This window comes from Candidatus Solirubrobacter pratensis (assembly GCF_000425945.1).
GTDB lineage: Bacteria > Actinomycetota > Thermoleophilia > Solirubrobacterales > Solirubrobacteraceae > Solirubrobacter > Solirubrobacter pratensis.
Genome location: NZ_AUEK01000011.1, coordinates 182,161 through 206,105, shown reverse-complemented (window position 1 = coordinate 206,105; position 23,945 = coordinate 182,161). Strand labels below are relative to the sequence as shown.

At 72.0% G+C, this 23,945-nt stretch carries 17 protein-coding genes, 1 tRNA gene and 1 pseudogene; 11 read left to right on the top strand and 8 right to left on the bottom strand.

Annotation, left to right across the window (positions count from 1 at the left end; all coding sequences use genetic code 11):
• The first annotated feature begins 22 nt into the window (after nucleotides 1-22).
• The 6 genes from H958_RS0117975 (at nucleotide 23) to H958_RS38315 (ending at nucleotide 5,795) form a co-directional block, all read left to right on the top strand.
• A complete protein-coding gene (locus H958_RS0117975) occupies nucleotides 23-505 on the top strand; it encodes a carboxymuconolactone decarboxylase family protein (RefSeq protein ID WP_028059677.1) in 483 nt (160 codons plus the stop codon).
• 66 nt (nucleotides 506-571) lie between these two features.
• A complete protein-coding gene (locus H958_RS38320) occupies nucleotides 572-2,485 on the top strand; it encodes an amino acid permease (protein ID WP_051324458.1) in 1,914 nt (637 codons plus the stop codon).
• Nucleotides 2,482-2,640, top strand: a complete 159-nt coding sequence (locus H958_RS47650; protein WP_196807415.1) for a hypothetical protein — start codon at nucleotides 2,482-2,484, stop codon at nucleotides 2,638-2,640. Before H958_RS38320 ends, H958_RS47650 begins: the two co-directional genes overlap by 4 nt.
• Nucleotides 2,637-4,679 carry an amino acid permease gene (locus H958_RS0117960; RefSeq protein ID WP_028059676.1) on the top strand — a complete coding sequence of 681 codons (2,043 nt, stop codon included), beginning with the start codon at nucleotides 2,637-2,639 and terminating at the stop codon, nucleotides 4,677-4,679. The genes H958_RS47650 and H958_RS0117960 overlap by 4 nt, the downstream gene beginning before the upstream one ends.
• 10 nt (nucleotides 4,680-4,689) lie before the next feature.
• Nucleotides 4,690-5,115 carry a potassium channel family protein gene (locus tag H958_RS0117955; RefSeq protein ID WP_028059675.1) on the top strand — a complete coding sequence of 142 codons (426 nt, stop codon included), beginning with the start codon at nucleotides 4,690-4,692 and terminating at the stop codon, nucleotides 5,113-5,115.
• Nucleotides 5,115-5,795, top strand: coding sequence for a potassium channel family protein (locus tag H958_RS38315; protein WP_051324457.1), 681 nt, complete (start codon nucleotides 5,115-5,117; stop codon nucleotides 5,793-5,795). The genes H958_RS0117955 and H958_RS38315 overlap by 1 nt, the downstream gene beginning before the upstream one ends.
• Nucleotides 5,796-6,051: 256 nt before the next feature.
• On the opposite strand, the gene H958_RS47645 is transcribed toward H958_RS38315, so the two are convergent.
• Entirely contained in the window at nucleotides 6,052-6,630 is a 579-nt protein-coding gene (locus tag H958_RS47645) for a helix-turn-helix domain-containing protein (protein WP_037410540.1), read from the bottom strand.
• Between the two features lie 338 nt (nucleotides 6,631-6,968).
• On the opposite strand from H958_RS47645, the gene H958_RS0117940 reads away from it, so the two are divergent.
• A tRNA-Gln gene (locus H958_RS0117940) sits at nucleotides 6,969-7,040 on the top strand.
• A 1,390-nt stretch (nucleotides 7,041-8,430) separates the two neighbouring features.
• Here H958_RS0117940 and H958_RS49110 read toward each other — a convergent pair.
• Nucleotides 8,431-8,952: pseudogene (locus H958_RS49110) on the bottom strand (class I SAM-dependent methyltransferase); the annotation flags it as partial.
• Between the two features lie 59 nt (nucleotides 8,953-9,011).
• On the opposite strand from H958_RS49110, the gene H958_RS0117925 reads away from it, so the two are divergent.
• From H958_RS0117925 to H958_RS43595, 3 genes are read left to right on the top strand one after another with little or no spacing between them, the layout of a single operon-like run.
• Entirely contained in the window at nucleotides 9,012-10,358 is a 1,347-nt protein-coding gene (locus tag H958_RS0117925) for a 3' terminal RNA ribose 2'-O-methyltransferase Hen1 (protein ID WP_028059673.1), read from the top strand.
• Nucleotides 10,355-12,820 carry a polynucleotide kinase-phosphatase gene (locus H958_RS0117920; protein WP_028059672.1) on the top strand — a complete coding sequence of 822 codons (2,466 nt, stop codon included), beginning with the start codon at nucleotides 10,355-10,357 and terminating at the stop codon, nucleotides 12,818-12,820. The genes H958_RS0117925 and H958_RS0117920 overlap by 4 nt, the downstream gene beginning before the upstream one ends.
• 4 nt (nucleotides 12,821-12,824) lie before the next feature.
• Nucleotides 12,825-13,517, top strand: a complete 693-nt coding sequence (locus H958_RS43595; RefSeq protein ID WP_051324456.1) for a class I SAM-dependent methyltransferase — start codon at nucleotides 12,825-12,827, stop codon at nucleotides 13,515-13,517.
• An 8-nt stretch (nucleotides 13,518-13,525) separates the two neighbouring features.
• On the opposite strand, the gene H958_RS38305 is transcribed toward H958_RS43595, so the two are convergent.
• The 3 genes from H958_RS38305 to H958_RS38295 are packed head-to-tail and all read right to left on the bottom strand — an operon-like array spanning nucleotide 13,526 to nucleotide 18,793.
• Nucleotides 13,526-15,211, bottom strand: coding sequence for a DEAD/DEAH box helicase (locus tag H958_RS38305; RefSeq protein ID WP_081686012.1), 1,686 nt, complete (start codon nucleotides 15,209-15,211; stop codon nucleotides 13,526-13,528).
• Nucleotides 15,212-15,236: 25 nt separating this feature from the next.
• Complete coding sequence (locus H958_RS38300) at nucleotides 15,237-17,033, bottom strand: ABC transporter ATP-binding protein (protein ID WP_037410539.1); 1,797 nt, start codon at nucleotides 17,031-17,033, stop codon at nucleotides 15,237-15,239.
• A complete protein-coding gene (locus H958_RS38295) occupies nucleotides 17,030-18,793 on the bottom strand; it encodes an ABC transporter ATP-binding protein (protein ID WP_081686011.1) in 1,764 nt (587 codons plus the stop codon). The genes H958_RS38300 and H958_RS38295 overlap by 4 nt, the downstream gene beginning before the upstream one ends.
• Before the next feature lie 80 nt (nucleotides 18,794-18,873).
• Between H958_RS38295 and H958_RS0117895 the strand changes: the two genes are divergently transcribed.
• Nucleotides 18,874-19,170, top strand: a complete 297-nt coding sequence (locus tag H958_RS0117895; RefSeq protein WP_028059671.1) for a hypothetical protein — start codon at nucleotides 18,874-18,876, stop codon at nucleotides 19,168-19,170.
• A gap of 174 nt (nucleotides 19,171-19,344) precedes the next feature.
• Here H958_RS0117895 and H958_RS0117890 read toward each other — a convergent pair whose 3' ends face one another.
• From H958_RS0117890 to H958_RS38290, 3 genes are all read right to left on the bottom strand, one after another.
• Entirely contained in the window at nucleotides 19,345-20,283 is a 939-nt protein-coding gene (locus H958_RS0117890) for a hypothetical protein (RefSeq protein ID WP_028059670.1), read from the bottom strand.
• A complete protein-coding gene (locus tag H958_RS0117885) occupies nucleotides 20,268-22,658 on the bottom strand; it encodes an AAA family ATPase (protein WP_028059669.1) in 2,391 nt (796 codons plus the stop codon). The genes H958_RS0117890 and H958_RS0117885 overlap by 16 nt, the downstream gene beginning before the upstream one ends.
• A 94-nt stretch (nucleotides 22,659-22,752) precedes the next feature.
• A complete protein-coding gene (locus tag H958_RS38290; protein ID WP_081686009.1) occupies nucleotides 22,753-23,934 on the bottom strand; it encodes a glycoside hydrolase family 3 N-terminal domain-containing protein in 1,182 nt (393 codons plus the stop codon).
• Between the last annotated feature and the right edge of the window lie 11 nt (nucleotides 23,935-23,945).

Genomic DNA, 23,945 nt, shown 5'->3' with positions numbered 1-23,945 from the left:
CCGGAGGCCTAACGTGGAGGCCATGACCACGACGACGGAAGTTCCGGTCCGGCTCGACTTCGACGCGCACGCGCACGACTTCTATCGCGCGATGTCGCACCTGGACAACGCCGCCACGAAGCAGCTCGACAAGGTCGACTTCGACCCGAAGCTGCGCGACCTGGTGCGCATCCGCGCCTCGCAGATCAACGGCTGCGCGTACTGCATCGACATGCACACCAAGAACGCGCGCGCGATCGGCGAGACCGAGCAGCGCATCTACGCCCTGCCGGCGTGGCGGGAGACGCCGTTCTTCAGTGCCCGCGAGCGCGCCGCGCTGGCGTTCACCGAGGCCGTGACGCTGGTGGCGGACGGCCACGTCCCGCCGGAGGCCTACGACGCCGTGGCGGCGGAGTACGGCGAGGGCGAGGTCGCCGCGCTGCTGAGCCTGATCGTCACGATCAACGCCTGGAACGCACTCGCAGTGGCGTCGCGGGCGTGGGTGCCGGGCTCCTACGAACCTTAGGCTCCGCGGCCGGTTGCGCCCCGCGCGCCCGCGCAGCCGGTCCTGATCCTAGAATCGCCGGCACGGATGGCTAGACGCCGGCTGGAAGGCCTCGAACGGGTCCTGGGGGTCAACGCCCTCTTCTCGACCGCCTACGGGAACGTGGGCTCGTCGATCTATTACGCGTTGGGCCTGGTCGCCTCCTACGCGCTGGGCCTGACCCCGATCGTCTTCATCATCACCGGGTTCTTCTTCCTCTGCACGGCCGCGAGCTACGCCGAGGCGACGACGATGTACCCGGAGGCGGGCGGCTCCTCGAGCTTCGCGCGGCGCGCCTTCAACGAGTTCTGGTCGTTCTTCGCCGCGTGGGCGCAGATGCTGACCTACGTGGCGACGATCGCCACCTCGGCGTTCTTCGTCCCGCATTACCTCGGCGGACTGTTCTGGGAGGCGCTGCGCCACGGCCCCGGCGACACGGTCTTCGCCTGCGCGATGATCGCCGTGCTGGGGCTGATCAACATCGTCGGCGTCAAGGAGTCCACCGGGGTCAACGTCCTGCTCGCGGTGATCGACTTCCTGACGCAGGTGCTGCTGGTGATCCTCGGCGTGATCCTGGTGTTCTCGCCGTCGACGCTGGTCGACAACATCCACTGGGGCAGCGCGCCGACGTGGACGAACTTCATCCTCGCGATCCCGATCGGGATGCTCGCCTACACCGGGATCGAGACGGTCTCCAACATGTCCGAGGAGGCCAAGGACTACGCGCACACGATCCCGAGCGCGATCGCGCGCGTGCGGCTGGCCGTCTTCGCGATCTACTTCACGCTTCCGGCCGTCGCGCTCTCGGCGCTGCCGGTCAAGCTGGTCGACGGCGAGTACCAGACGCTGCTCGGCCTGCCGGACGACAAGGGCGGCTTCGCGGGCGACCCGGTGCTCGGCGTCGTGCGCCAGCTGGACCTCGGCGCGCTCCAGCACCCGCTCGAGATCTACGTCGGCCTGCTGGCCGCGACGATCCTCTTCCTCGCGACCAACGCGGGCCTGATCGGCATCAGCCGGCTCGTCTACTCGATGGGCATCCATCGCCAGATGCCGGACGCCCTGCGCCGATTGCACCCGCGCTTCCGCACCCCATGGATCGGGATCGTCGTCTTCTCGGGGTTCGCGATCCTCGTCACGCTGCCCGGTCAGGCGAGGTTCCTCGGCAGCGTGTACTCGTTCGGCGCGCTGCTGTCGTTCACGATGGCGCACGTCTCGGTCATCAGGCTGCGCTTCTCCAAGCCCGACTTCCCACGCTCCTACAAGGGTCCCGGGAACGTGACGTGGCACGGGGTGGAGCTGCCGCTGTTCGCGATCGTCGGCGGCGCCTTCACCGCGATCTCCTTCGTGGTGGTCGTCGTGCTGAACCTGCCGGTCGCGGCCTTCGGCACCGGCTGGCTGATCCTCGGGGTCATCGTCTACTACCTCTTCCGCCGTCGCCACGGGCTCGACCTGACCTCGACGCACAAGGTCGCGATCCCGCAGCCGGTGGTCGATCACGAGGCGGAGTACGACTCCGTGCTGGTCCCGCTCGCCGACGGCGTCTACGACGGGTCGGTGATGGCGACGGCGTCCAAGCTCGCGGCGCGCCGGCGGCGCGGGATCCACGTGCTCGCGCTCGTCACCGTGCCGGCGACGCTGCCGATCAGCGCGCGGATGCCGGAGGCGGAGGCGGCCGCCGAGTCGCTGATCGAGCAGGCCAGGGTGCAGGCGGGCGCGCGCGTGTCCGGGCACATGGAGAAGATCCGCTCTGGACAGGCGGGCCGGCGCATCATCGAGGAGGCCGTCGACATGCGCGCGGCGGCGATCGTGATGCCGCTGCCGCGGCGAATCAACGGCGCATCGCTGTTCGGCAAGACGCTCGAGACGGTGCTGGCCGAGCGCCCGTGCCGCGTGATCATCGAGAGCCAGCCGGACTCGAGCGACTACAAGCACCGGGCGGCGCTGCAGCAGGTGCATGCATGACGCGCGCACTCTCGAGCCTGATGATCCTGATCGGCGTGGTCCTGATCGTGCGCACGGTCTCCCTCGGCGGCGGCGCGCTCGCCGTCGGGATCATCTTCGGCGTCCTCTTCATGGCCGCCGGGGCCGCGCGGCTGTTCATGGAGCTGCGGCGGTGAGGGAGCACTTCACCAAGCTCGACCACGCGCTCGAGCCGCCCGGCCTGCGCCGGCAGCTCGGGAGCCCGGCGCTGTTCGGGATCGTCCAGGGCTTCATCGCCGCCTCGATCTACTTCTCGGTCGGGCTCGTCGCCGAGCGCGCGCTCGGGCTGACCTGGGTCGTGTTCCTGGTCGGCGCGCTGATGTTCGCCGTGATCGTGCCCTGCTACGTCGAAGGCGCGTCGCTGCACCAGGAGCGCGGCGGCGTGACGGTGCTCGCACGCTACGCGTTCAACGAGCTGGCGAGCTTCATCGCCGGCTGGGCGATCTGCCTCGACTACCTGATCCTGGTCGCGCTGTGCGCGTTCGCAACGACCGACTACCTCGGCACGTTCTGGCACGGCTTCGACTCGGGCCTGGTGGAGTTCGGCACCGCCGCCGTGGTGGTCCTGTACGTCGCGCTCGTGGCGATCCGGGGCGCCGGGCCGCGCCGCTATGACCGCGTCGCCGTGATCGTGCTCGCCGACCTGCTGGTGCAGCTGCTGTTCGTCGTGCTCGGGCTCGCGCTGCTGTTCGAGCCGCAGGTCCTCACCCACCCCGCCCAGGTGGCCGGCTCGCCCGACCTTCAGGACGTCGTGTTCACCTTCCCGCTCGTGCTGGTCGCGTTCAGCGGCATCGATGCGTCGTCCGGCCTCGCCGGCCAGGTGGCGATCGGCCGTAAGGGCCTGCGGCGGCTGATCGGCGTACGGCTGATCGCCGCGGTCGTGCCCTACGTCGGGATCGCGCTCGTCGCCTCCTCGGTGCTGCCGCAGACCGGCGGGCGCTGGGTCGAGGCGCCGATGGTCGGCATCGCCGACGCGTTCGAGCAGGCGTGGCTGCGCGACGTGCTGCGCTACGTCGTCGCCATCTCGGCCGTGGCGATCCTCACCGCCGCCGCCCAGTCGGCGATGCTCGGGCTCTCGCGCCTGGGCTACTCGCTCGCCGTCAACCGCCAGATCCCCTCGCGGATCGGCTACCTGCAGTCGAGCCGCGCGACGCCCGTGGTGATCATCTGCTTCGGCGCGATCGCCGCGATCGGGCTGCTGATCCCGGCCGACCTCGAGTTCCTCGCCGCGATCTGCGCGTTCGGCGCGACGCTCGCGTTCTTCATCGTCGGGCTGTCGGTCGTGCGGCTGCGTTACAAGGAGCCGGACCGCGACCGCCCGTATCGGATGCCGCTCAACGTGCGCTTCATGGGGGGCGACCTGCCCGTCCTCGGCGCGCTCTGCGTGGTGCTGTCGGCGCTCGCGTTCGTCGCGCTGCTGGCCGAGCACGGCGGCGCCCGCTGGGTCGGCCTGGTGTGGATGGGGTCCGGGATCGCCCTCTACGTCGGCTACCGCACCTCGCAGGGCAAGCCGGTGCTCAAGCGCGTGACCGTCCCCGAGACGGCGCTGACGCGGCGCTCCGCCGAGGCCGAGTACGGCTCGATGCTCGTCCCGATCCTCGGCACGCCGCTCGACGACGACATCATGCAGACCGCCGGCCGGCTCGCCGCCGACGACGCCGGCGAGGGGGAGGGCGGCGCGGTGATCGAGGCGCTGTGGATCTTCGAGGTGCCGATGGCGCTCCCGCTCGACGCCCGCGTGCCCGACGAGGAGCTCAAGCGCGCCCGTGGCGCGCTCAAGCGGGCGAAGGCGGTGGGCGAGGAGTACGAGGGCGTGGAGGTCGCGACGGCGGTCGTGCGCGCCCGGCGCGCGGGCGAGGCGATCGTCCACGAGGCCAAGCGGCGCGGCGTGGAGGCGGTCGTCCTGGCCGCCGAGGAGCCGACGCGCGTGGGCGGCGGCCTGCGGCTCGGCGGCAAGCCGGGGCTGCACGACACGGTCGTGGGGGAGACGACGCGCTACGTCGTCAACAAGGCGCCCTGCCGCGTGATCCTGACCGCCCCGCCCGCGCGCACGGACGGCAGGCCGATCCAGATCGATCCGATGGGGCCGGTGCCCCAGCAGCTCCCCACGCCGCTCGGCCACCCGCTCGCGGCGCCTGAGAGCGACGGCGTGTCCGATCCGGCGGCGGGACGCTAGGCTCTCGCTCGTGTTCGTGCTGGTCGTCGGAGCGGGCCGCGTGGGGTCGGCGCTCGCAACCTCTGCGCTGCAACAAGGTCATACCGTCTCGGTCCTCGACGAGGATCCGCTGTCGCATGAGCGCCTGGACGTGGAGCTCGGGCGCTCCTGGGAGGAGGCCGGTGGCCGCTTCACGATCGGGACGGCGCTCGAGGTCGACGCGCTGCTCGAGGCCGGGATCGAGGACGCCGAGGTCTTCATCGCCTCGACCAACGGCGACAATACGAACCTCGTGGTCGCGCAGATCGCGCAGCGGCGCTTCCGCGTCGACCGCGTGATCGCGCGCGTGCTCGACCCGCGTCGCGCCGCCTGGTACTCCGAGCAGGGGCTGCAGACCATCTGCCCGACGCAGATCGCGATCGAGCAGCTTCAACAGGCGGCGCTCGCGGACCGCTGATGGCCGGTCTCTACGTGATCATCGCCGGCGCCGGCAAGGTCGGCTGGAACCTCGCGCGCGAGCTGCTCGAGAAGGGCCACGAGGTCACCTGCATCGAGCAGGACCGGCGCCGCTACCTCACCGTCGAGCAGGAGCTCGAGCACGCGGTGCAGTACGGCGACGCGACCGAGCTGTGGGTGCTCGAGCGCGCCGGCATCCAGCGCGCCGACCTGGTGGTCGCCGTGACCGGCGACGACGAGGACAACCTGCTGATCTGCCAGGTCGCGAAGGAGAAGTACCTGTGCGAGCGGATCATCGCCCGCGTCAACAACCCGCGGAACCTGGACCACTTCAAGCTGCTCGGGATCCAGCCGGCGGTCAGCGCCACCGACCTGATCCTGCGCCTGATCGAGCACGAGGTGCCGCGCTACGGCCTCGTCCACCTGCTCGACCTGCCCGAGGAGCGGCTCGAGATCATCGAGCTGGTGGTGAGCGAGGACGCGCCCGCCGCGGGCCGCGCGGTGGCCGAGATGGGACTGCCCGAGGGAGCGCTCGTGATCTCGGTCCTGCGCAACGGATCCGGCTTCGTTCCGAAGGCCGATACGGTCGTCGAGGCGGGTGATGAGGTCCTCGTCGTGCTCGATCCGGGGATCGAGCAAGACATTACGGCGCAATTTGTGGGCGGAAACGGACGCGGATAAGGCGTCCGTCCCGTACCATTCGCTACGAGACGATCTCGCCGTCGCCCGGACGCAAGGCGTCCGGCCTGCAAACAAGGGCACCCCTCCGCCCTGGGCCCAGTGGGCATTGGCGACGCGAGCGGCCGGCGGCCCGCTCCTTCCGGGAGCGGGTCGCCACCGCCGCATCGTCCAGGGGGCGATGCGGCGGCGAGTTCGGCCGGCGCCGCGCGAGCTCGCAACGCCGTTGCGAACTCGCGCGTCTCTCTGACTCCGCGAGCTAGGCGGAGGCGGAGTGAGGGTGGAACGTGGTGCCCGGCGCGTCGTGCGTCGGGCGCTGGCGCGCCTCGGGCGGCTCGCCGCGCAGCAGCCAGCCACCGTCGGGCCGGCGCTCGATCTCCCCGCGGCTGATCAGCTGGCCCAGCGCGGTCGTCACGGAGGGCCGGCGTGCGCCGACCATGCCCGCGAGCGTGCGGTGGGGGAGCCGGAGCGAGACGACCACGCCGCCTGGCGCCACGCGGCCCCAGCGCTCCGCCAGGCACCACAGGAGCGCCAGCAGGCGGTCGTCCACGCGCGTGAGATGCGCGATCGCCTGCATCACCACCAGCCGCTCCGCGCGCCGGGCGGCGCGCTCCACGAGCGAGGCGAAGATCTCAGGCCACTGCGCGGCCCGCACCGCGAGGGCCTGGTCGATCACGGCGAGGCGGACGGCGCTGAGCGCGGCCCACTCGACGGTGCGCGGGAGCAGGACCTCCGCGTCGCGGTCGTCCCAGGCGCGGAGCAGGTCGCCCGGACCCAGCAGCTCCGCGCACGGATGGTCGCCGACGATCGCTTCGCGCACGAGCAGTCCGTCGAGCACGAGCAGGCCTATCGGCTGGCTTCCGCCGCTGAGTGCCCTGCCTGGTGACCACGTTCCACGTGGCACGTCGATCGCGCGCGCGAACAAGCGCTGGCTGACCTCGCGCACGCGCCGTGGATCCAGCCCACGCGCGAGCTCAGGGTCTGCCTCCAAGAGCTGTACTGAGCCGTTTCCGGCGTCCGCCATTCGAGCCGTCCCTCGTTGTCGGAAGGTGTAGGCGCCCTGTTCACCGTCCAAGGCACTTCCCTCCACCAATGTAGCGCTGAGCATACCTTCCAGGAAGCACTTCGGACCGCACCGTCCGGGTACCTGGGTCCTATACTGCTCGGCCGACACGTTGCCGGGTGGTGTAATTGGCAGCACGCCAGATTCTGGCTCTGGTAGTTGGGGTTCGAGTCCCTGCCCGGCAGCTCCCATGCAGACAGAGAAACGGCCCCGTCTCCGGGGCCGTTCGCCTTTCTCGAGTGGTGAGGAGCCGCCGCCGACTCGACCGGGGGCGCTATGCAGTACCGAGCGGTTCGTGGGTGACAGCGTGCAGTTCGCCAGCCCGCAGCGCGTCGTTCGCGCCGGTGTGCCGGCGCGATGTCCAGGCCGAGCGGCGACGGCAGCGAGAGCCGCGGTCGGCCAGGTGCCGGGGCGGTGGCGGTGCTCCGACGCGGACCCGGCGAAGACGCCGACCTTGACCCGGGAGGCGGCGCGGTCCGTCGCGCTCCGCGGGCGGCTCCTCGCGCGCGCGTGATTCCCGCCGCGTCCCGATGTCGGGGCGCAACGCGCCTCGTCTCGTCCGCTGCGTCCGAGTCGCGCGCTCCGCGCGCGCGGTGATCTCGCCGCGCCCCGATGTCCGGGCGCGCCGCGCCTTGTCTCGTCCGCTGCGCCGCGGGTCGCGCGCTCCTCGCGCGCGGTGATCTCGCGGCGTCCCGATCTCCGGGCGCGCCGCGCCTCGTCTCGTCCGCTGCGCCGGGGTGGCGCCTCGGCCGCGCTCGTCTCGCCTCGCTGCGCTCGCGCCGCCTGGCCGTGGCCGGACGCACGCGCGGCCGCGGCTCGCCACGTCGCGACCCCCCGGCGTGCGGCGCCTCTTCTCCCCGCGGCCCGGCAGGTCCGGCGAACTGCGCTGGTAAGGGAGCGGGTCAGGTTGCCGGCGGGGTTCGCGGGGCCGCGTGATCGGTTCATGATCGTTCGGGGGCGCGAGGCGAGGGGGTGCCTCACAAACCTTCGAATAGTTCGAAGGTTCGTGAGGCACCCCTCGGAGAACCCGCGCGAGGATGATCGAACATGCGCGAACCCACCACCGCGATGATCGATCGTGATCGTCAGCCCGCCCCCATCCCTTACCCGCACCGTTCGCCGATCCCGGAACGCGCGCGCCCGAGGTTCCCGCACGAGCGGACCGTCCGCGACCGTCGGCCCGCCGAGCCGGATCGACCCGCATCCCTTACCCGCGCCGTTCGCCGATCCCGGAACGCCCCGCGCCCGAGGTCCGCGCACGAGCGGACGATCCGCGCGTGGGCCGACCGTGGCCGCGAGCCCGCCGAGCCGGCCGACCCGGAACGCGCGCCCGAGGTCGAAGCGACGCACCACCCACCTACCGCGCGGCCTTGACCCCGCCCGCCACGACCACGTCTGCGTGATCTCGAGCGCGTCGCCGGCGAACCGTGCGCGCAACCCCGTCTCGGCGCCGCCCGACGCCTCGGCCCGCAGCGCCTCGCGGACAGGCTCCGGAGCGCCGTGTGCCTGCGCGAGCCAGCGCTCGGCGTCGATCCGGTGCTCGTGCTCGGAGACCACCGCCGCGTCGAAGCCCGCGTCGCCCACCAGCTCCAGCAGCCGCTCCCGGCTCAGCGCCGCGACGTGGCTCGGGTCCCGCAGGCGCTCGAGCTCGTTGTGTGCGAACCCGCCGTCGACCATGTCGACGATCGCGACCCGCGCTCGCGCCACCCCGACCCGCGCCATCTCGCGGAACGCCGCGACCGGATCGTCGAGGTGGTGGACCGCGAAGCGCGAGACGACCAGGTCGAACTGCGCGTCTGCGAACGGCATCGCCGAGGCGTCGCCGAGCACGTAGAGGACGTCGGGCCGCTTCGGCGCCGCGGCGAGCATCTCCGGGACGAGGTCGAGCACCACGCAGGAGGACGCACGACCGACCAGATGCCGCCCGAGCGCACCGGTGCCGCCGGCGACGTCCAGCACCCGGTCGCCGGAGCGCACGTCCACATGGCTCGAGATCCACTCGAGGATGCGCTCGTCGGTGAAGAGGTACGTCGGGCTCTCGAAGGTCGCCGCCTGAAGCGCGAACTGCCGCCGCGTCGTCTCGCGATGGTCCGCCATGACGGCAATCATGGCTCGAACCCGGTCCCAGGGCAAAACGCCCGCTACGGTCCCGGGCCGTGCTGCTCTCGCTCACCACTACGCATCGGCCCGCGACCGACCTCGGGTACCTGCTGCACAAGCACCCGGACCGCGTCCAGCGATTCACGGTGCCGTTCGGCGCCGCCCACGTCTTCTACCCCGAGGCGTCCGAGGAGCGGTGCACCGCCGCGCTGCTGCTCGAGGTCGACCCGGTCGGCCTGGTGCGCAGAGGCAGGAGCTCGTTCGCGCTCGCGCAGTACGTCAATGATCGCCCGTACGTCGCGTCGTCGCTGCTGAGCGTCGCGCTCACGCACGTGTACAAGAGCGCGCTGGACGGCACGTGCAAGGGCCGGGAGGAGCTGGCGCGCACCGCCATCCCGCTCGTCGCCGAGCTGCCCGCCGTCCCCGCCCGCGGCGGCGAAAGCCTCGTGCGCCGGCTGTTCGAGCCGCTCGGCTACGGCGTCGAGGTCACCCCGCTCGCGCTCGAGCTCGACTGGGGCGTGAGCCGCCACGTCGCGCTGCGCCTCACCGCGACCGTCCGCCTCGCCGATCTCCTCACCCACCTCCACGTGCTGCTTCCCGTGCTCGACGACGAGAAGCACTACTGGGTCGACGAGAGCGAGATCGGGAAGCTGCTGCGTCGCGGCGAGGGCTGGCTGCCCGCGCACCCCGAGCGCGATCTGATCGCGCGCCGCTATCTCAAGCACGAGCGGCGGCTGTACCACTCGGCGCTCGCCGCGCTCGACGAGGCGGCGCCGGTCACCGAGGATCCGCGCGAGGAGCAACTCGAGGAGCGCGTCTCGCTGCGCGACCAGCGGCTCGGCAGCGTGCAGGCGGTGCTCAAGGCCTCCGGGGCCCGCCGCGTCCTGGACCTCGGCTGCGGCGCCGGCGCCCTGCTCGAGCGCCTGCTGCGCGACGGCTATGACGAGATCGTCGGCGTCGACGTGTCCGCGCGGGCACTGGAGATCGCCGCGCGGCGGCTCAAGCTCGACCTGCGCCACGACGACCGCGTGCGCCTGATCCAGAGCCCGCTCACGTACCGCGACCGGCGCCTGCAGGGCTTCGACGCCGCCGCCCTGGTGGAGGTGATCGAGCACCTCGATCCGCCGCGCCTGGAGGCCGCCGAGCTGAACGTCTTCGCGTCCGCCATGCCCGCCACGGTCGTCGTGACGACGCCCAACGCGGAGTACAACCGCATGTGGGAGACGCTGCCGGCCGGGCGGTTCCGCCACGCCGACCACCGCTTCGAGTGGACGCGCGCGGAGTTCGCCGCGTGGGCGGACGGCGTCGCCGGCCGGCACGGCTACCGCGTGCGTCACCTCCCCGTCGGCCCGGAGGACCCCGAGGCCGGCCCTCCGACCCAGATGGCGGTGTTCGAGCGATGAGGATCGACCTTCCCAGCCCGAGCCTTGTCGTCCTGATGGGCGCCAGCGGCTCGGGCAAGAGCACCTTCACCAAGCGCCACTTCAAGCCGACCGAGGTCATCTCGTCGGACTCCTGCCGCGGCCTCGTCGCCGACGACGAGAACGACCAGAGCGCGACCAAGGACGCCTTCGCGGTCCACGAGATCGCGCGCCGGCGGCTGCGCAACGGCCGCCTGACGGTGATAGACGCGACGAACGTGCAACGTGAGTCGCGCAAGCCGCTGCTGGAGCTCGCGCGCGAGCACGACCTGTTCGCGGTCGCGATCGCGCTCGACGCGCCGGAGCGCCTGTGCCACGAGCGCAACGCCGCTCGTCCCGACCGCGTCTTTGGCCCGCACGTCGTGCGCCGCAAGCGCGCCGAGCTCGAGCGCTCGCTGCGCAACCTCCAGCGCGAGGGCTTCCGCCGCACGTGGGTGCTCACGGACACAGACGACGCCGTGATCTCGCGCAGCCCGCTGTGGACCGACCGCAGCGCGGAGCACGGGCCGTTCGACGTCATCGGCGACGTCCACGGCTGCCACGCGGAGCTCCAGGCGCTGTTGACCAAGCTCGGCTACGTCGACGGGCGCCACCCGGACGGCCGCCGGCCGGTGTTCGTCGGCGACTACGTCGACCGCGGGCCCGCGACCCCGGACGTGCTCAAGCTCGTCATGGGCATGCCGGACGCGATCTGCCTGCCCGGCAACCACGACGCCAAGCTCGTGCGCAAGCTCAAGGGCCGCAACGTGCAGATCACGCACGGCCTCGCCGAGACGCTCGCCCAGCTGGAGCGCGAGCCGGACGCCTTCCGCGACCAGGCGCGCGACTTCCTGGACGGCCTCGTCAGCCACGCGGTGCTCGACGGCGGACGGCTCGTCGTCGCCCACGCCGGCATGAAGCAGGCCTACCAAGGCCGCGCCTCCGGCCGCGTGCGCGACTTCGCGCTCTACGGCGAGACCACCGGCGAGACGGATGAGTACGGCCTGCCGGTCCGCGGGGCCTGGGCGGCCGACTACCGCGGTCCCGCGGCGGTCGTCTACGGCCACACGCCGGTCGCGGAGCCGCAGTGGCTCAACAACACGATCAACATCGACACCGGCTGCGTGTTCGGCGGCGCGCTCACGGCGCTGCGCTGGCCTGAGCGCGAGCTCGTCTCGGTGCCCGCACGGCGCATGTACTACGAGCCGGCGAAGCCGCTCGCGCCGGCAGAGCGCCCCGCGTTCCTGCTCGACGTCGAGGACGTCGCGGGCAAGCGGATCGTGCAGACGCGCCTCGGCCGCCAGGTGACGGTGCGTGAGGAGCATGCCGCGGGCGCCCTGGAGGCCATGAGCCGCTTCGCGACCGATCCGCGCTGGCTCGTGTACCTGCCGCCGACGATGGCACCGCCCGCCACCTCCTCGCGCCCCGGCCTGCTCGAGCACCCCGCCGAGGTCTTCGCCGAGTACCGCGCGGCCGGCGTCCCGCACGTCGTGTGCGAGGAGAAGCACATGGGGTCGCGGGCGATCGCGGTCGTCTGCCGCGACGAGAGCGCCGCGCTCGAGCGCTTCGGCATGCCGGCCGGCAGCGGCGCGATCTACACCCGCACCGGGCGGCCGTTCCTCGACGACGCCGAGCCTGCGCTCGCGCGCCTGCGCGCGGCCATCGGCGCCGCCGGCCTGTGGGAGGACCTGCAGACCGACTGGGTGGTGCTCGACTGCGAGCTGCTGCCCTGGTCGGCGAAGGCAATGGACCTGATCCGCCGCCAGTACGCCGCCGTCGGCGCGGCCGCGCGCGCGAGCCTTGGCGCCGCCGCGCAGGCGCTCGAGCTGGCGGTCGCGCGCGGGATGGACGCGGGCGGTCTCCTGGACCGGCAGCGCACCCGGGCCGAGCACGTGGAGCGCTACAGCGACGCGTACCGTCGCTACACGTGGCCCGTCGCCGGCCTCGAGGACCTGCGCGTGGCTCCGTTCCACGTGCTCGCCGCCGAGTCCGGCGCGTTCGCCGGCCGCGAGCACGCGTGGCACCTGAAGCACGCCGATGCGCTCGTCGCGGCCGACCCCGAGTGGATCCGCCGGACCGAGCGCCGCTTCGTCGACGTCACCGATCCCGCGCAGGAGGCCGAGGCCACGGCGTGGTGGGAGGAGCTGACCGCGGCCGGCGGCGAGGGGATGGTCGTCAAGCCGGCCTCGTTCGTCGCGACCGGTCGCAAAGGCCTCGCTCAACCCGGCATCAAGTGCCGCGGCCCCGAGTACCTGCGCATCATCTACGGCCCCGAGTACCCGGCTCAGCTCGACCGCCTGCGCGCCCGCTCGCTGGGCCGCAAGCGCTCGCTGGCCGCGCGCGAGTTCGCCCTCGGCATCGAGGCGCTCGAGCGCTTCGTCCGCCGTGAGCCGCTGTACCGTGTGCACGAATGCGTGTTCGCCGTGCTCGCGCTCGAGTCAGAGCCCGTCGACCCGCGCCTGTGAGGCCATGAATCCCAGCGTCATCACCCACGGCGACCGCCCGTTCGCCAACCCGCTCTCGGAGGCGGCGATCGCCGAGGCCATCGCCGCGCTCGAGCTCCCGCTGCACGCCCGCGCGCTCGACATCGGCTGCGGGACGGGCGAGTTGCTCGCGCGCGTGCCGGGCGTCCATCGCGTGGGCATCGAGCCGGACCCGGAGCGCGCGGCGAAGGCGCGCGAGCGCCTCGACGAGGTCCACGAGGCGCGCTTCGAGGAGGTCACGCTCGAGCCCGGCTCCTTCGACCTCGTCTGCTGCGTCGGCTCCTCGCACGCGATCGGGCGCTGGAACGACGCCCTGCGCGTGCTCGCGGACCTCGCACGGCCGCTCGCCTACGCGCTCGTCGGCGAGGGGTTCTGGGCGCGCCCGCCGAGCCGCGGCTACCTCGCGGCGCTCGGCGCCACCGCGGACGAGCTGCCCGACTGGGACCATCTCGAGGCGGGCGCGATCGACGCCGGCTGGGCGCTCGTCCGGCACGCGATCTCCTCACGCGAGGACTGGGCCGAATACGAGGAGACGCTGGCCGCCAACGGCGAACGCGCGTACGCCGAGCGCCCCGACCCGCAGCTGCGCGCCTGGCTGGACGCTTCGAGCGCCCGCTGGAACCACCCGGACGGCAGGAACACGCTCGGCTTCGCGCTGCTGGTCCTCCGGCGCGGCTAGATGGTTGACTAGCGGCCCTTATCGCGCCGGATCGTCGGCTTCTTGCCCTTGATCGTCCCGCGGCGCAGCGCGACGATCACCTCGTCGATCGCCGACTCGGGGACCTCGACCAGCGAGAAGCGGTCCGAGATCTCGATCGCGCCGATCTCGCGCCCGCTCAGCCGCGTCTCGCCGGTGATCGCGCCGACGAGGTCGGCCGGGCGCATCTTCGCGCTGCGCCCCGCGCCGATGAACATGCGCGCGACGCGCTCGCGCGAGGCGCCGCGCCGCGGACGTTGCGGGCTGTCCGGTCGCGCCGCGATCTCCGGGATCTCCTCGTCGTCGTCGGCATCGTTGCCGGTGGTCGCCTCGTGGGTCAGCTTGACCGCGGCGAGCGCGATCTCGACGACGTCGAACTCGTCCGACAGCGCGTCGAGCACGACGCGGTAGCGCTCCAGGTCGCCGTCCAGCAGCGTCTCCTCCAGCGCCGCGCGCGTCATCTCCAGCCGCCGCGCGCGCAGGTCGGCGACGGTCGGCACGCGCTCGATCGCGATCTTGTGCCCGGTCACGCGCTCGATCGTCTTGAGCATCCGGTGCTCGCGCGGCTCGGCGAGCGTGATGGCGACGCCCTCGCGCCCCGCCCGGCCGACGCGTCCGATCCGGTGCACGTACGCGTCGGGAGCCGATGGGACGTCGTAGTTGACGACATGGGTGAGCTGCTCGATGTCGAGCCCGCGCGCCGCGACGTCGGTCGCGACGATCAGATCGGCGGTCTCGCCGCGCAGGCGCGCCATCACTCGGTCGCGCTGCTCCTGGCTCATGCCGCCGTGCAGCGGCTCGGCGCGGTAGCCGCGGCCGTTGAGCGTCTCCGTGAGCTGGTCGACCTCGGCGCGCGTGCGGCAGAACACGATCGCCGCCGACGGCGCCTCGACGTCGAGGATGCGGCCGAGCGCCGCCGGCTTGTGGGCACGGGCGACGACGTACGCGCTCTGGCGCACGAGCGGCGCCTCCCCGGCTCCGGCCGGCGCGCGCTCGATCTGGATCCGGACGGGATCGCGCAGGTACCGCCGCACCATCTGCTCGATCCGTGGCGGCATCGTGGCCGAGAAGAGCACCGCCTGGCGCTCGTCCGGCGTCGCGTCGAGGATCGCCTCGATGTCCTCGGCGAAGCCCATGTCGAGCATCTCGTCGGCCTCGTCGAGCACGGCGATCCGCAGCTTGTCGAGCTTCAGCGTCCCGCGGCCGATGTGGTCCAGCGCGCGGCCGGGCGTCGCGACCACGACGTCGACGCCGTGCGCGAGCGCGCGCAGCTGGCGCACGATCGGCTGGCCGCCATAGATGGGCAGCACGCGCGTGCCGAGCTTGCGGCCGTACTTGTGCATCGCCTCGGAGACCTGCACGGCGAGCTCGCGCGTGGGCACGAGGACGAGCGCCGCCGGCTCGGGCCCCGACCCGCCATGCGGGATCCGCTCGAGCACCGGCAACGCGAACGCCGCCGTCTTGCCGGTGCCGGTCGCGGCCTGCCCGAGCAGGTCGCGCCCGGTCAGCAGCGGCGGGATCGCCTCGCGCTGGATCGGCGTCGGCTCCTCGTAGCCGAGCGCGGCAACGGCGTCGAGCAGCTCCGGGCGCAGCCCGAGGTCGGAGAAGGTGTCACTCACTCCACTCAGACTAGGAGCCCGTTGATCTTTCCCCGCCGCGGGCGCACCACCTCGCATCGACGGATCAAAGATCCACAGACTCCTAGGCGGCGGCCTGCTCGCGCCAGTCCTGGTGCAGGCGCCAGTAGTGACCGCCGGCCGCGAGCAGCTCCTCGTGCGTGCCCTGCTCGACGATCCGGCCGTGCTCGAGCACGACGATCTGGCCCGCGCGCTCGATCGTGGAGAGCCGGTGCGCGATCACGATCGCGGTGCGGCCGGCGAGCAGCCGCCGCAGGCCGTTCTCGATCCGGCCCTCGGTGTGGACGTCGACGTTGGACGTCGCCTCGTCGAGCACGAGGATGCGCGGGTCGGCGACCAGCGCGCGGGCGAACGCGACGAGCTGGCGCTGCCCGGCGGAGAGCTGGACGCCGCGCTCGCCGACCGGGGTGTCGTAGCCCTTCTCCAGCCCGGCGATGAACTCGTCGGCGCCGACCGCGTGGGCGGCGGCGGCGACCTCCTCCTGCGTCGCGTCGGGGCGACCGAACGCGATGTTCTCGCCGACCGTGCCGCTGAACAGGAACGCCTCCTGCGGCACGATCCCCATCTGCGAGCGCAGCGACTCGGCGGTCACGTCGCGCAGGTCATGCCCGTCGACCAGGACGCGGCCGGCGGTCGGGTCGTAGAAGCGCGCGACGAGCTTGGCGAGCGTCGACTTCCCCGCGCCGGTCGTGCCGACGAGCGCGACCGTCTGCCCGGGCGGGACCTTCAGCGTCACGTCCTCGAGCGCGTTGGCGCCGGTGCCGTAGCCGAACGTGACGTCGTCGAGCACGATGTCGCCGCGCAGCCGCGGCAGCTCGATCGCGCCGGGCTTGTCGACCAGTTCGGGCTCCTCGTCGAGCAGGTCGAAGATCTTGTCGAGCGCCGCCATCCCCGCCTGGTAGGTCGTGTAGAGCTGCGAGAGCTGCTGGATCGGGTCGAAGAAGTTGTTCAGCGCGGCGAGGAAGGCGACCAGGACGCCGATCGTGATGTCGCCGTGGAGCGCTTGGATGCCGCCGTAGAGCAGGATCCCGGCGCTCATCAGCGCGCTCAGGAGCTCGACGCCGGGGAAGTACGCCGCGTTGAGGTGGACCGTCTTCATGTTCGCGCCGCGGTTCTCCTCGTTGAGCTGCGCGAACCGCTCCAGGTGGCGCGGCTCCTGCGCGAACGCGCGCACGACCCGGATGCCCGACAGCGACTCCTGCAGGTACGCCGTGATCTGCGCGACCTTCTCGCGCGTAGCGCGGTACGCGTCGGCCGAGATGATCCGGAACGCGAGCGAGCCGATGCCGAGCAACGGGAAGACGAGGTAGGTCAGCAGCGCGAGCTGGGTGTCGAGCACGAACAGGATCACCGCCGTGCCGACCAGCATCAGCGAGGAGCCGAACAGCGTCACGACGCCGTCCGAGACGAGCGTGTCGAGCGCCTCGACGTCGTTGGAGAGGCGCGAGATCAGCACGCCGGCACGCCGGCGCGAGTAGAAACCGACCGACATGGTCTGCAGGTGAGCAAACAGCTGGATCCGCAGGTCCTGCAACGCGCGCTGGCCGACCCAGCCGACGAGGTAGGTCTGCACGTAGGTCGCTCCCCAGTACACGCACGCGGTGGCGAGGAAGGCGACGACGACCCACGTCAGCGTCGTCAGGTCACCTGGCGTGATGCCCTGGTCGATCGCCAGCTTGGCCAGCGGCGGCGGCGCGAGCTGCGCCGCGGTCCCGAGCACGAGGGCGACGAACATCAGCAGCACGCGTCCGCGATACGGGCGCAGCAGCTCGATCAGGCCGCGCAGCTTGCGGCCGCGGCCGGAGGTCGCGCGCCAGCGGCGGACGATCTCGTCGCGGCGGGAGGTGGTCGGAGCGCTCACAGGCCCGCCACGCGCTCCTGCGGATCGCGCTGCAGGAACACCTGGTCCGGCAGCCCCTTGGTCGCGATCTCCGCGTAGAGCTCGGACTCCTCGAGCAGCTCCTCGTGCGTCCCGCGCGCCGCGATCTCGCCGTGCTCGAGCACGACGATGTCGTCGGCGAGCGCGATCGTCGAGAGCCGGTGCGCGATCACGAACGTCGTGCGTCCCTCCATCACCTCGCGCAGCGCCGCCTTGATCTCGCGCTCGGTCGTGGCGTCGACCGACGATGTCGCGTCGTCGAGCACGAGGATGCGGGGATCGGCGAGGAAGGCGCGCGCGATCGCGATCCGCTGGCGCTGCCCGCCGGACAGCGTCAGCCCGCGCTCGCCCACGGGCGTGTCGTAGCCGTCGGGCAGCTCGGCGATGAACTCCGCCGCCTGCGCGCGCTCGCCCGCCAGCTCGATCTCCTCTCGCGTCGCGTCCGGGCGCCCGTAGGCGATGTTGCCCGCGACGGTGTCCGAGAAGAGGAACGGGTCATCGTCGACGATCGCGATCTGCGAGCGCAGCGACACGAGGTCGAGCTCGCGCACGTCGGCGCCGTCGATCAGCACCGAGCCCCGCTGCGGGTCATAGAGGCGCGGGAGCAACTGGACGAGCGTGGTCTTGCCGGACCCCGTGGCGCCGACGAGCGCCACCGTGCTCCCCGGCTCGACGACGAGCGAGACGTCGCGCAGCGAAGGCGCGCCGTCGCCATAGGCGAACGTGACGTCGCGCAGCTCGACGCGTCCGCTCCCGTCCGGCAGCTCGCTCGCGTCCTGCGGGGAGGCGATCCGCGGCTCGGTGTCGAGGATCTCCAGCAGCCGCGCGCCCGACGCCGTGGCGCGCTGCGCCAGGCCGAGCGCGACGCCGAGCATCCGCATCGGCCCGATCAGCATCAGTAGGTACGTGTAGAACGCGGTGAAGTCGCCGAGCGAGAGCGTGCCGTGGACGACCTGGCGCCCGCCCAGCAGCAGGATCACCGCGAGGCCGATGTTGGGCAGGAACGCGAGGAACGGGTTGTAGAACGCCGCCAGCTTCGTCGTGTACATCGACTGTGAGAACACGCGCGCGACCTTGCCCCGGAAGCGCTCGAGCTGGCGTCCCTCGGCGGCGAAGGACTTCACGACGCGGACGCCGGAGATGTTCTCCTCGACCTCGGCGGTGACCTCGCCAATGCGCTGCTGGACCTCCTGCAGCGCCGGCCGCGAGCGGTACCCGTAGCGGAAGGCGACGAGCACCACGAGCGGCACCGGCAGCAGCGCGAGCACGGCCAGCCACGGCTGCAGCACGATCATCGCGACCGCCGCGAGCAGGATCGTCAGCCCGCTCTGGAGGATGAAGACGAGGCCGTAGCCGAGGAAGAAGCGCACCGAGGACAGGTCGACGGTCGCGCGCGACATCAGCTGCCCGGTCTGCTGGCGCGCGAAGAAGCCCAGCTCCAGCCGCTGCAGATGCGCGTAGAGGAGGTTGCGCAGGTCGTATTCGATGGCCAGCGAGACCTGGCCCGCAACTAATCGGCGCAGGACCGACAGCCCGAGCCGCGCCGCGGCGACGCCGACGACGACCATGGCGAGCACGCGCAGCCCCGGCTCGTCATGCGCCGAGATGCGGTCGACGGCGCGGCCGGTCAGCCACGGGATGGCGACGGTGCAGACCATCGCCAGCGCCGCCAGGAGGAGCGACCAGACGACTCCCCGCTTGTACGGGCGCAGGAATCCGAGGAGGCGTCCAAAGGTGTCCACGCAACTACACGATAGGGAGACTCGCCGGTTCCTTCGACGGTCATTGGCCCTAGGACCTCAGGTGTACACTCGCGCCCTTCATGACGGATCCCATCCAGCTCCGCAACCGCTTCGCCATGGTCAAGGGCGCCTGGGACGAGCACCTCCGCGGGACTCCGTTCCCGAGCCTCGGCGAAGGCACCGCCGAGCAGAAGATCGAGCGGCTCGAGCTCGCGCTGGTCGACGAGATGCGGGCGCGCGCCACGCCGGAGACGGCCGAGCAGGTCGCCGACGCGATGTGGAGCATCGTCCACGCGCGGCCCGACGACGACGCCGTGAAGATCCGGGTCACCCGTCATCACGAGGATCTGGCGCGTCTGGGGCATCGCCGCATCTAGCGGCCTCGAACCCGGCGGCGGCCTCGAACCCGGCGCATTCCAGCACCGGCAGCCGCGGGTACTTGGCATAGCCCGGCTCGTCCGCGAGCCCGCGCTCGCACATGGAGAACCTGGACCCGCGGGTGTTGGAGATCAGGCGCTGGTGAGCGCAGCGGTCGCAGAGCCCGGCGGCGATCAACCCGACTTGGGGCGATCGAGCACCAGGTTGACCTTGTAGTCAGGCGTCTGCTGCGGGGCGGCCTGGAACAGGTTGGGCAGCGTCAGCGCGTCGATCGCGCGGCCTTCGGTGCTGGGGATCGTGTCCGGCGTCGGCGCCTTCGCCGGCACGGTCGCGCCGAGCGGCACCTGCAGCTGGCCCTTGAGGTCGCCGGGCCGGTAGAAGACGGCCTGCGTCGGCGGCTGGTCGGAGGAGGTCGACGATGACGAGGAGGAAGACGAGGACGAGGACGAGGACGAGGAGGTGCCGTCCTGCGCGGCGCTGGGCGGCGGCGGGGGCAGCAGCGTCACGACCATGTCGACGTCGTGCATGTAGCGGAACGTGTAGAGCGAGAGCTCCAGCGCCTCGCGCCGCAGCAGCCGGTGACGCGAGGTCGAGGGCGTGCCGTCCTTGATCGATCCGCCCTCGCCCAGGCCGTTGAGCGTGTAGAGCACGGCGCGCTTGCCGCTGAACTCGTAGATGTTCCCCTGGCCGCTGCGCAGCAGGACGCCGAGCGGGATGCCCTGGATCTCCAGCGGGCCGCCGGTGACGTTGACGAGCTGGCGCCCGTCGTCGCCGTGATACTCCGAGCCGACGTGCGTCGCGATCTCCGCCGAGCCGCCCGTGAGCGAGGTCTCCTTCGGCTTCCAGCGCGACCAGTTGCTCGCAAAGCCCTCGTTCGGCGTGCCGCCGTTGGCGATCAGGATCGCGGCGACGGCGGCGGCCGCGAGCACGACGCCGCCGAGCCCGCCCATCAGGAAGCCGAAGCGGTTGCGGTACTGCGACGGCGTGGCGTCGCTCGTCGCCGCCGAGGCGACCTCGGGCGCCGTCTCCGGCGGAAGCTCGATCAGATTCGGGGTCCCGTCCGGCGCGGGCCGGCCCGCGGGAGACGGCGGTGGGATCAGATCACGGGCCATGTCGCCTCGTCCAGTACGTCGATCTCGGGCTTGACGAGCCTGGCCTCGTCGAGCAGGTCGGTCACTTCGTCGCCGTAGAGCTCGCCGGCTGCGACCAGACGGCCGGCGATGTAGTCGACGCCCTGCTTGTTCGCGCGGATCGTCATGTGGGCGAGCACGAACGCCTGTCCGAGCAGGCCGGCGACGAGCTTGCGCTTGCCCGCGTCGCCGAGCGTCGCGGCGTACGGGTTGCCGTCGGTGCTGGCACGCTGCATGAGCTGCACGCCGAGCTTCTCGAAGCGCTCGGTGACGCGCTGCTCCTCCTTCTCGCGCTCCTCCTTGTCGGCGATGCGGTCCGACAGATCGATCGGGGCCGGCGCCATCGCGGCATAGCCGACCATGCCCGCCGCGCTGGCGGTCACCGAGCCGATGTCGCCGCCGACGCCGGTGGTGGTCTGCCCGTAGAAGACGTGCTCCGCGGCCATCGCGCCGAGCACCCAGATCAGCGTGCCGACTTCCTCCGAGCGCCACGACACCAGCCGGTCCTCGATCGCCATCGCTTGGTGATGGCCGCCGCTGGAGCCGCGCCGGCGGATCGACAGCCGGGTCGAGAGCACGTTCTCCGCGTAGAGGTGGCCGCAGACCGCGTGGCCCGCCTCGTGGATCGCGATCGAGCGCGCCTCGTGCTTGGGGTACGCCTGGCCGACCGCGACGCCGGACTCGACCGTCGTCATCGCCGCCACGAGGTCATGGCGGCTGAACGCCATCCGCCCGTCCGAGTGCGCGTAGGTCAGCGCCAGCGAGCACGCCTGGTCGATCATCGCGGGGGAGTAGCCGTTGGTGATCCGCGCGAGCTCGTCGCGCGCCTTCTCGGTGTCGAGATCCGCCTCGTGGGAGACCTTCGCGAGGTAGAGATCGAAGATGTCGCGCCGGTCCTCCCACGTCGGCGTGCGGAAGTAGATGTGGCGGCCCATCCGTCCCGGGCGGGTGAGCGCCGGGTCCAGCGACGCCAGCGGCGCGTTGCACGCGCCGATGAAGTAGACCTCGTCCTTGCGCGGTCGCGGCGGCCTGAGCCGCAGCTTCAGCGGGCCGATGGCCTGTGGAACGACGTACATCGCGTCGAGGAAGCTGTTGAAGCGGCGGGTGAACACGCGCTTGAGCAGCGGCGGGTCGTCGATGCCGTCCATCACGACGAGCAGCTGGTTGAGCGCCATGCCGCCGCCCATCCCCATGCCGCCGGGCATGATCACGTTGCGGATCGCGTCGGCGGCGCGCGTGATGAAGGCGGGGTAATGCTGCCGCGGCGGGTCGGCGCGCATCGCGAACAGCTTCTCACGCCAGGCCTCGGTCTCCAGCACGAGGTCGCCCGAGTTGGTGAACGCGCCGAGCGGGCCGAAGAAGTGCGTGTCGTGGATCGTGCCCGTGTTGAGCGGCTGGAAGCCGGTGCCGAGCGAGGAGCGGCGCATGCCGACGGCGTCGATCTCGTCGATGAAGACGATGCACTGGCCGCCCCACTTGTTGGCGAGCTTCTTGGCCTTGCGCGCCAGGAAGCGGACGATGATCGCGTCCATGCCGATGAACGTCTGCGCGAACCCCGAGCCGGGGATCGTCACGAACGGGCAGTTGAAGGACGTCGCGATGCCCTTGGAGAGCATCGTCTTGCCGGTGCCCGGGGCGCCGAGGAAGAGGACGCCGCGCTCGCGCTTGCCGCCGGCCTTCTCGAACTCCTCGCCGGACTGCCACAGCGACACGACGCGCGTGATCTCCAGCTTGGCCTCGGCCTGCCCGCGGACGTCTTCCATCTTGACGCCCCAGTCGGCCTCGCCCGGCTCGTAGGCCTTGATCTGCTGGATCCCCATGGCGACCATGGGGCCGAAGAGGATCGCGAAGTTGATGAAGAACAGGAAGACGAGCTGGAACGCCAGCCCGAAGATGCTCGAGACCTTGAAGCCCTGGAAGCTGTCGCCGATCGACGTGACGGCGTCGCCGATCGACTCGCCCTTGATCAGCGCGATCACCCCGAGGACCACCAGCGCGATGCCGCCGAGCCAGAGCCAGACCTTGAACTTGTGGCGCCAGTACCAGACGCGTCGGCGGGAGAGCACGTCCTGCTTCTTCAGGGCGTCCTCGGCGCCGTACAGCGACGGCGACGGGATCAGCTTGTGGGCGATCACGTCGATCAGCCCGCGGAAGATGACCACGCCGGCGAACGCGCCGACGACCGACCAGAAGACCGACCAGTCGTACGACGTGTGCAGCAGCACGAACAGCGCCGGCGACGTGATGATCGCGACGATCGTCGCGGCGCGACCGAGCGCGCGCCACTCACGCGCTAGCGAGATCGCCTGATCGTTGACCCTCCGCTGAACCAGGCGGGGCGGCTCTTCCCTCGACACATCGTCAGTGTACGCAGCCGGGATTGGCCCGGATGTCGGGCTTTAGACGCCTCTTAGGCATGACGAACCGTCCCCTACGGAGCGGTGGCGCCGGTCAGCGCAGCCGCGCCTGAAGCGCCAGCACGCGCGCCGCGGAGGCGCGGACGCGCGCGCGAAAGGACTTCGACGCACGCGCTCGCGCCAGCAGCGCCCGGTACGCCCGGATCCAGGAGCCCTGGCCGGTCGTGAGCACGATGTCGTTGCCGGCGGCGATCGAACGCACCGCGACCTGCTCGGTGGTGCCGGTCGCACGCACCGCGACGGCCTCGATCGAGTCGGTCATCACCACCCCCTTGAAGCCGAGCTTGGCGCGCAGCAGGTCCTCCAGGACGGCGGGCGACTGCGAAGCGATGTGCGCGCGGTCGAGCGCGGGGTAGACGGCGTGCGCGCTCATCACCAGCGGGACGCCGGCGGAGATCGCGGCCTTGAACGGCGCGAGGTCGCGGCCGGTCGGGGCGCCGCCGGCGATCACCGTCGAGCCGCGGTCGGTGTTGACCGTCGTGCCGCCGAGGCCGGGGAAGTGCTTGGCGGTCGGGGCGACGCCCGCCCCGAGCCAGCCCTTCACGGCGGCCGCGACCGCGCTCGCCGCACGCCGCGGGTCGTGCGAGAACGCGCGCGTCTCGAGCGCGGCGCCGGCGACCGACGGGACGTCGCCGACCGGCGCCAGCGCGACGTTGATGCCGAGCGCGCGCAGCGCGCTCCCCGCGGCCCGCGCGTCGGGTCCCGGACGCTGCCCCGCCGCGGCGCTGACCGGTGGCGCCCAGGAGACGATCCGGATCGGGCCGCCCTCCTGGTCGACGCACACGATCGGCGTCGCGCCGGCGTGGCGGCCCGACGCGCGCAGCGCGCCCGTGAGCTGACGCAGCTGGGACGGCGCGGCGACGTTGTCGCGGAACAGGATCGCGCCCGCGGCCCAGCCGCGGTTGAGCGCCCGGCGCACGTACGGTGGCGCCTCGGTCCCGTCGAAGCGCAGCACGATCAGCTTGCCGACCTGCTGCGCCAGCGAGAGCCGGTCGACGGCGGCGGGCGTGGGCGACGGCACCGGCCGCGAGCGCGGCGCCGGCTGCGGGTGGATGAACGCCGTGAACCGCTGCTCGTCGTCGTGCCGCGCGCCGAGCGCCGCGCCGGCGATCAACGCGAGCGCAGCGCCGGCCAGCAGGACAAGGCGCCGCCGGCGGACGGCGCGCGAGCGCGACGCCCGCGCGACTCGCCTTGCGGAGTCTCTCGCGGGCGGCACGCGCGCAGCAT

Coding starts and splice junctions, on each gene's coding strand:
- H958_RS38320 (WP_051324458.1), top strand. CDS start 572: ATGGCTAGACGCCGGCTGGAAGGCCTCGAACGGGTCCTGGGGGTCAAC.
- H958_RS0117920 (WP_028059672.1), top strand. CDS start 10,355: ATGAGGATCGACCTTCCCAGCCCGAGCCTTGTCGTCCTGATGGGCGCC.
- H958_RS0117975 (WP_028059677.1), top strand. CDS start 23: ATGACCACGACGACGGAAGTTCCGGTCCGGCTCGACTTCGACGCGCAC.
- H958_RS47650 (WP_196807415.1), top strand. CDS start 2,482: ATGACGCGCGCACTCTCGAGCCTGATGATCCTGATCGGCGTGGTCCTG.
- H958_RS43595 (WP_051324456.1), top strand. CDS start 12,825: ATGAATCCCAGCGTCATCACCCACGGCGACCGCCCGTTCGCCAACCCG.
- H958_RS38315 (WP_051324457.1), top strand. CDS start 5,115: ATGGCCGGTCTCTACGTGATCATCGCCGGCGCCGGCAAGGTCGGCTGG.
- H958_RS0117895 (WP_028059671.1), top strand. CDS start 18,874: ATGACGGATCCCATCCAGCTCCGCAACCGCTTCGCCATGGTCAAGGGC.
- H958_RS0117890 (WP_028059670.1), bottom strand. CDS start 20,283: ATGGCCCGTGATCTGATCCCACCGCCGTCTCCCGCGGGCCGGCCCGCG.
- H958_RS38305 (WP_081686012.1), bottom strand. CDS start 15,211: ATGCGAGGTGGTGCGCCCGCGGCGGGGAAAGATCAACGGGCTCCTAGT.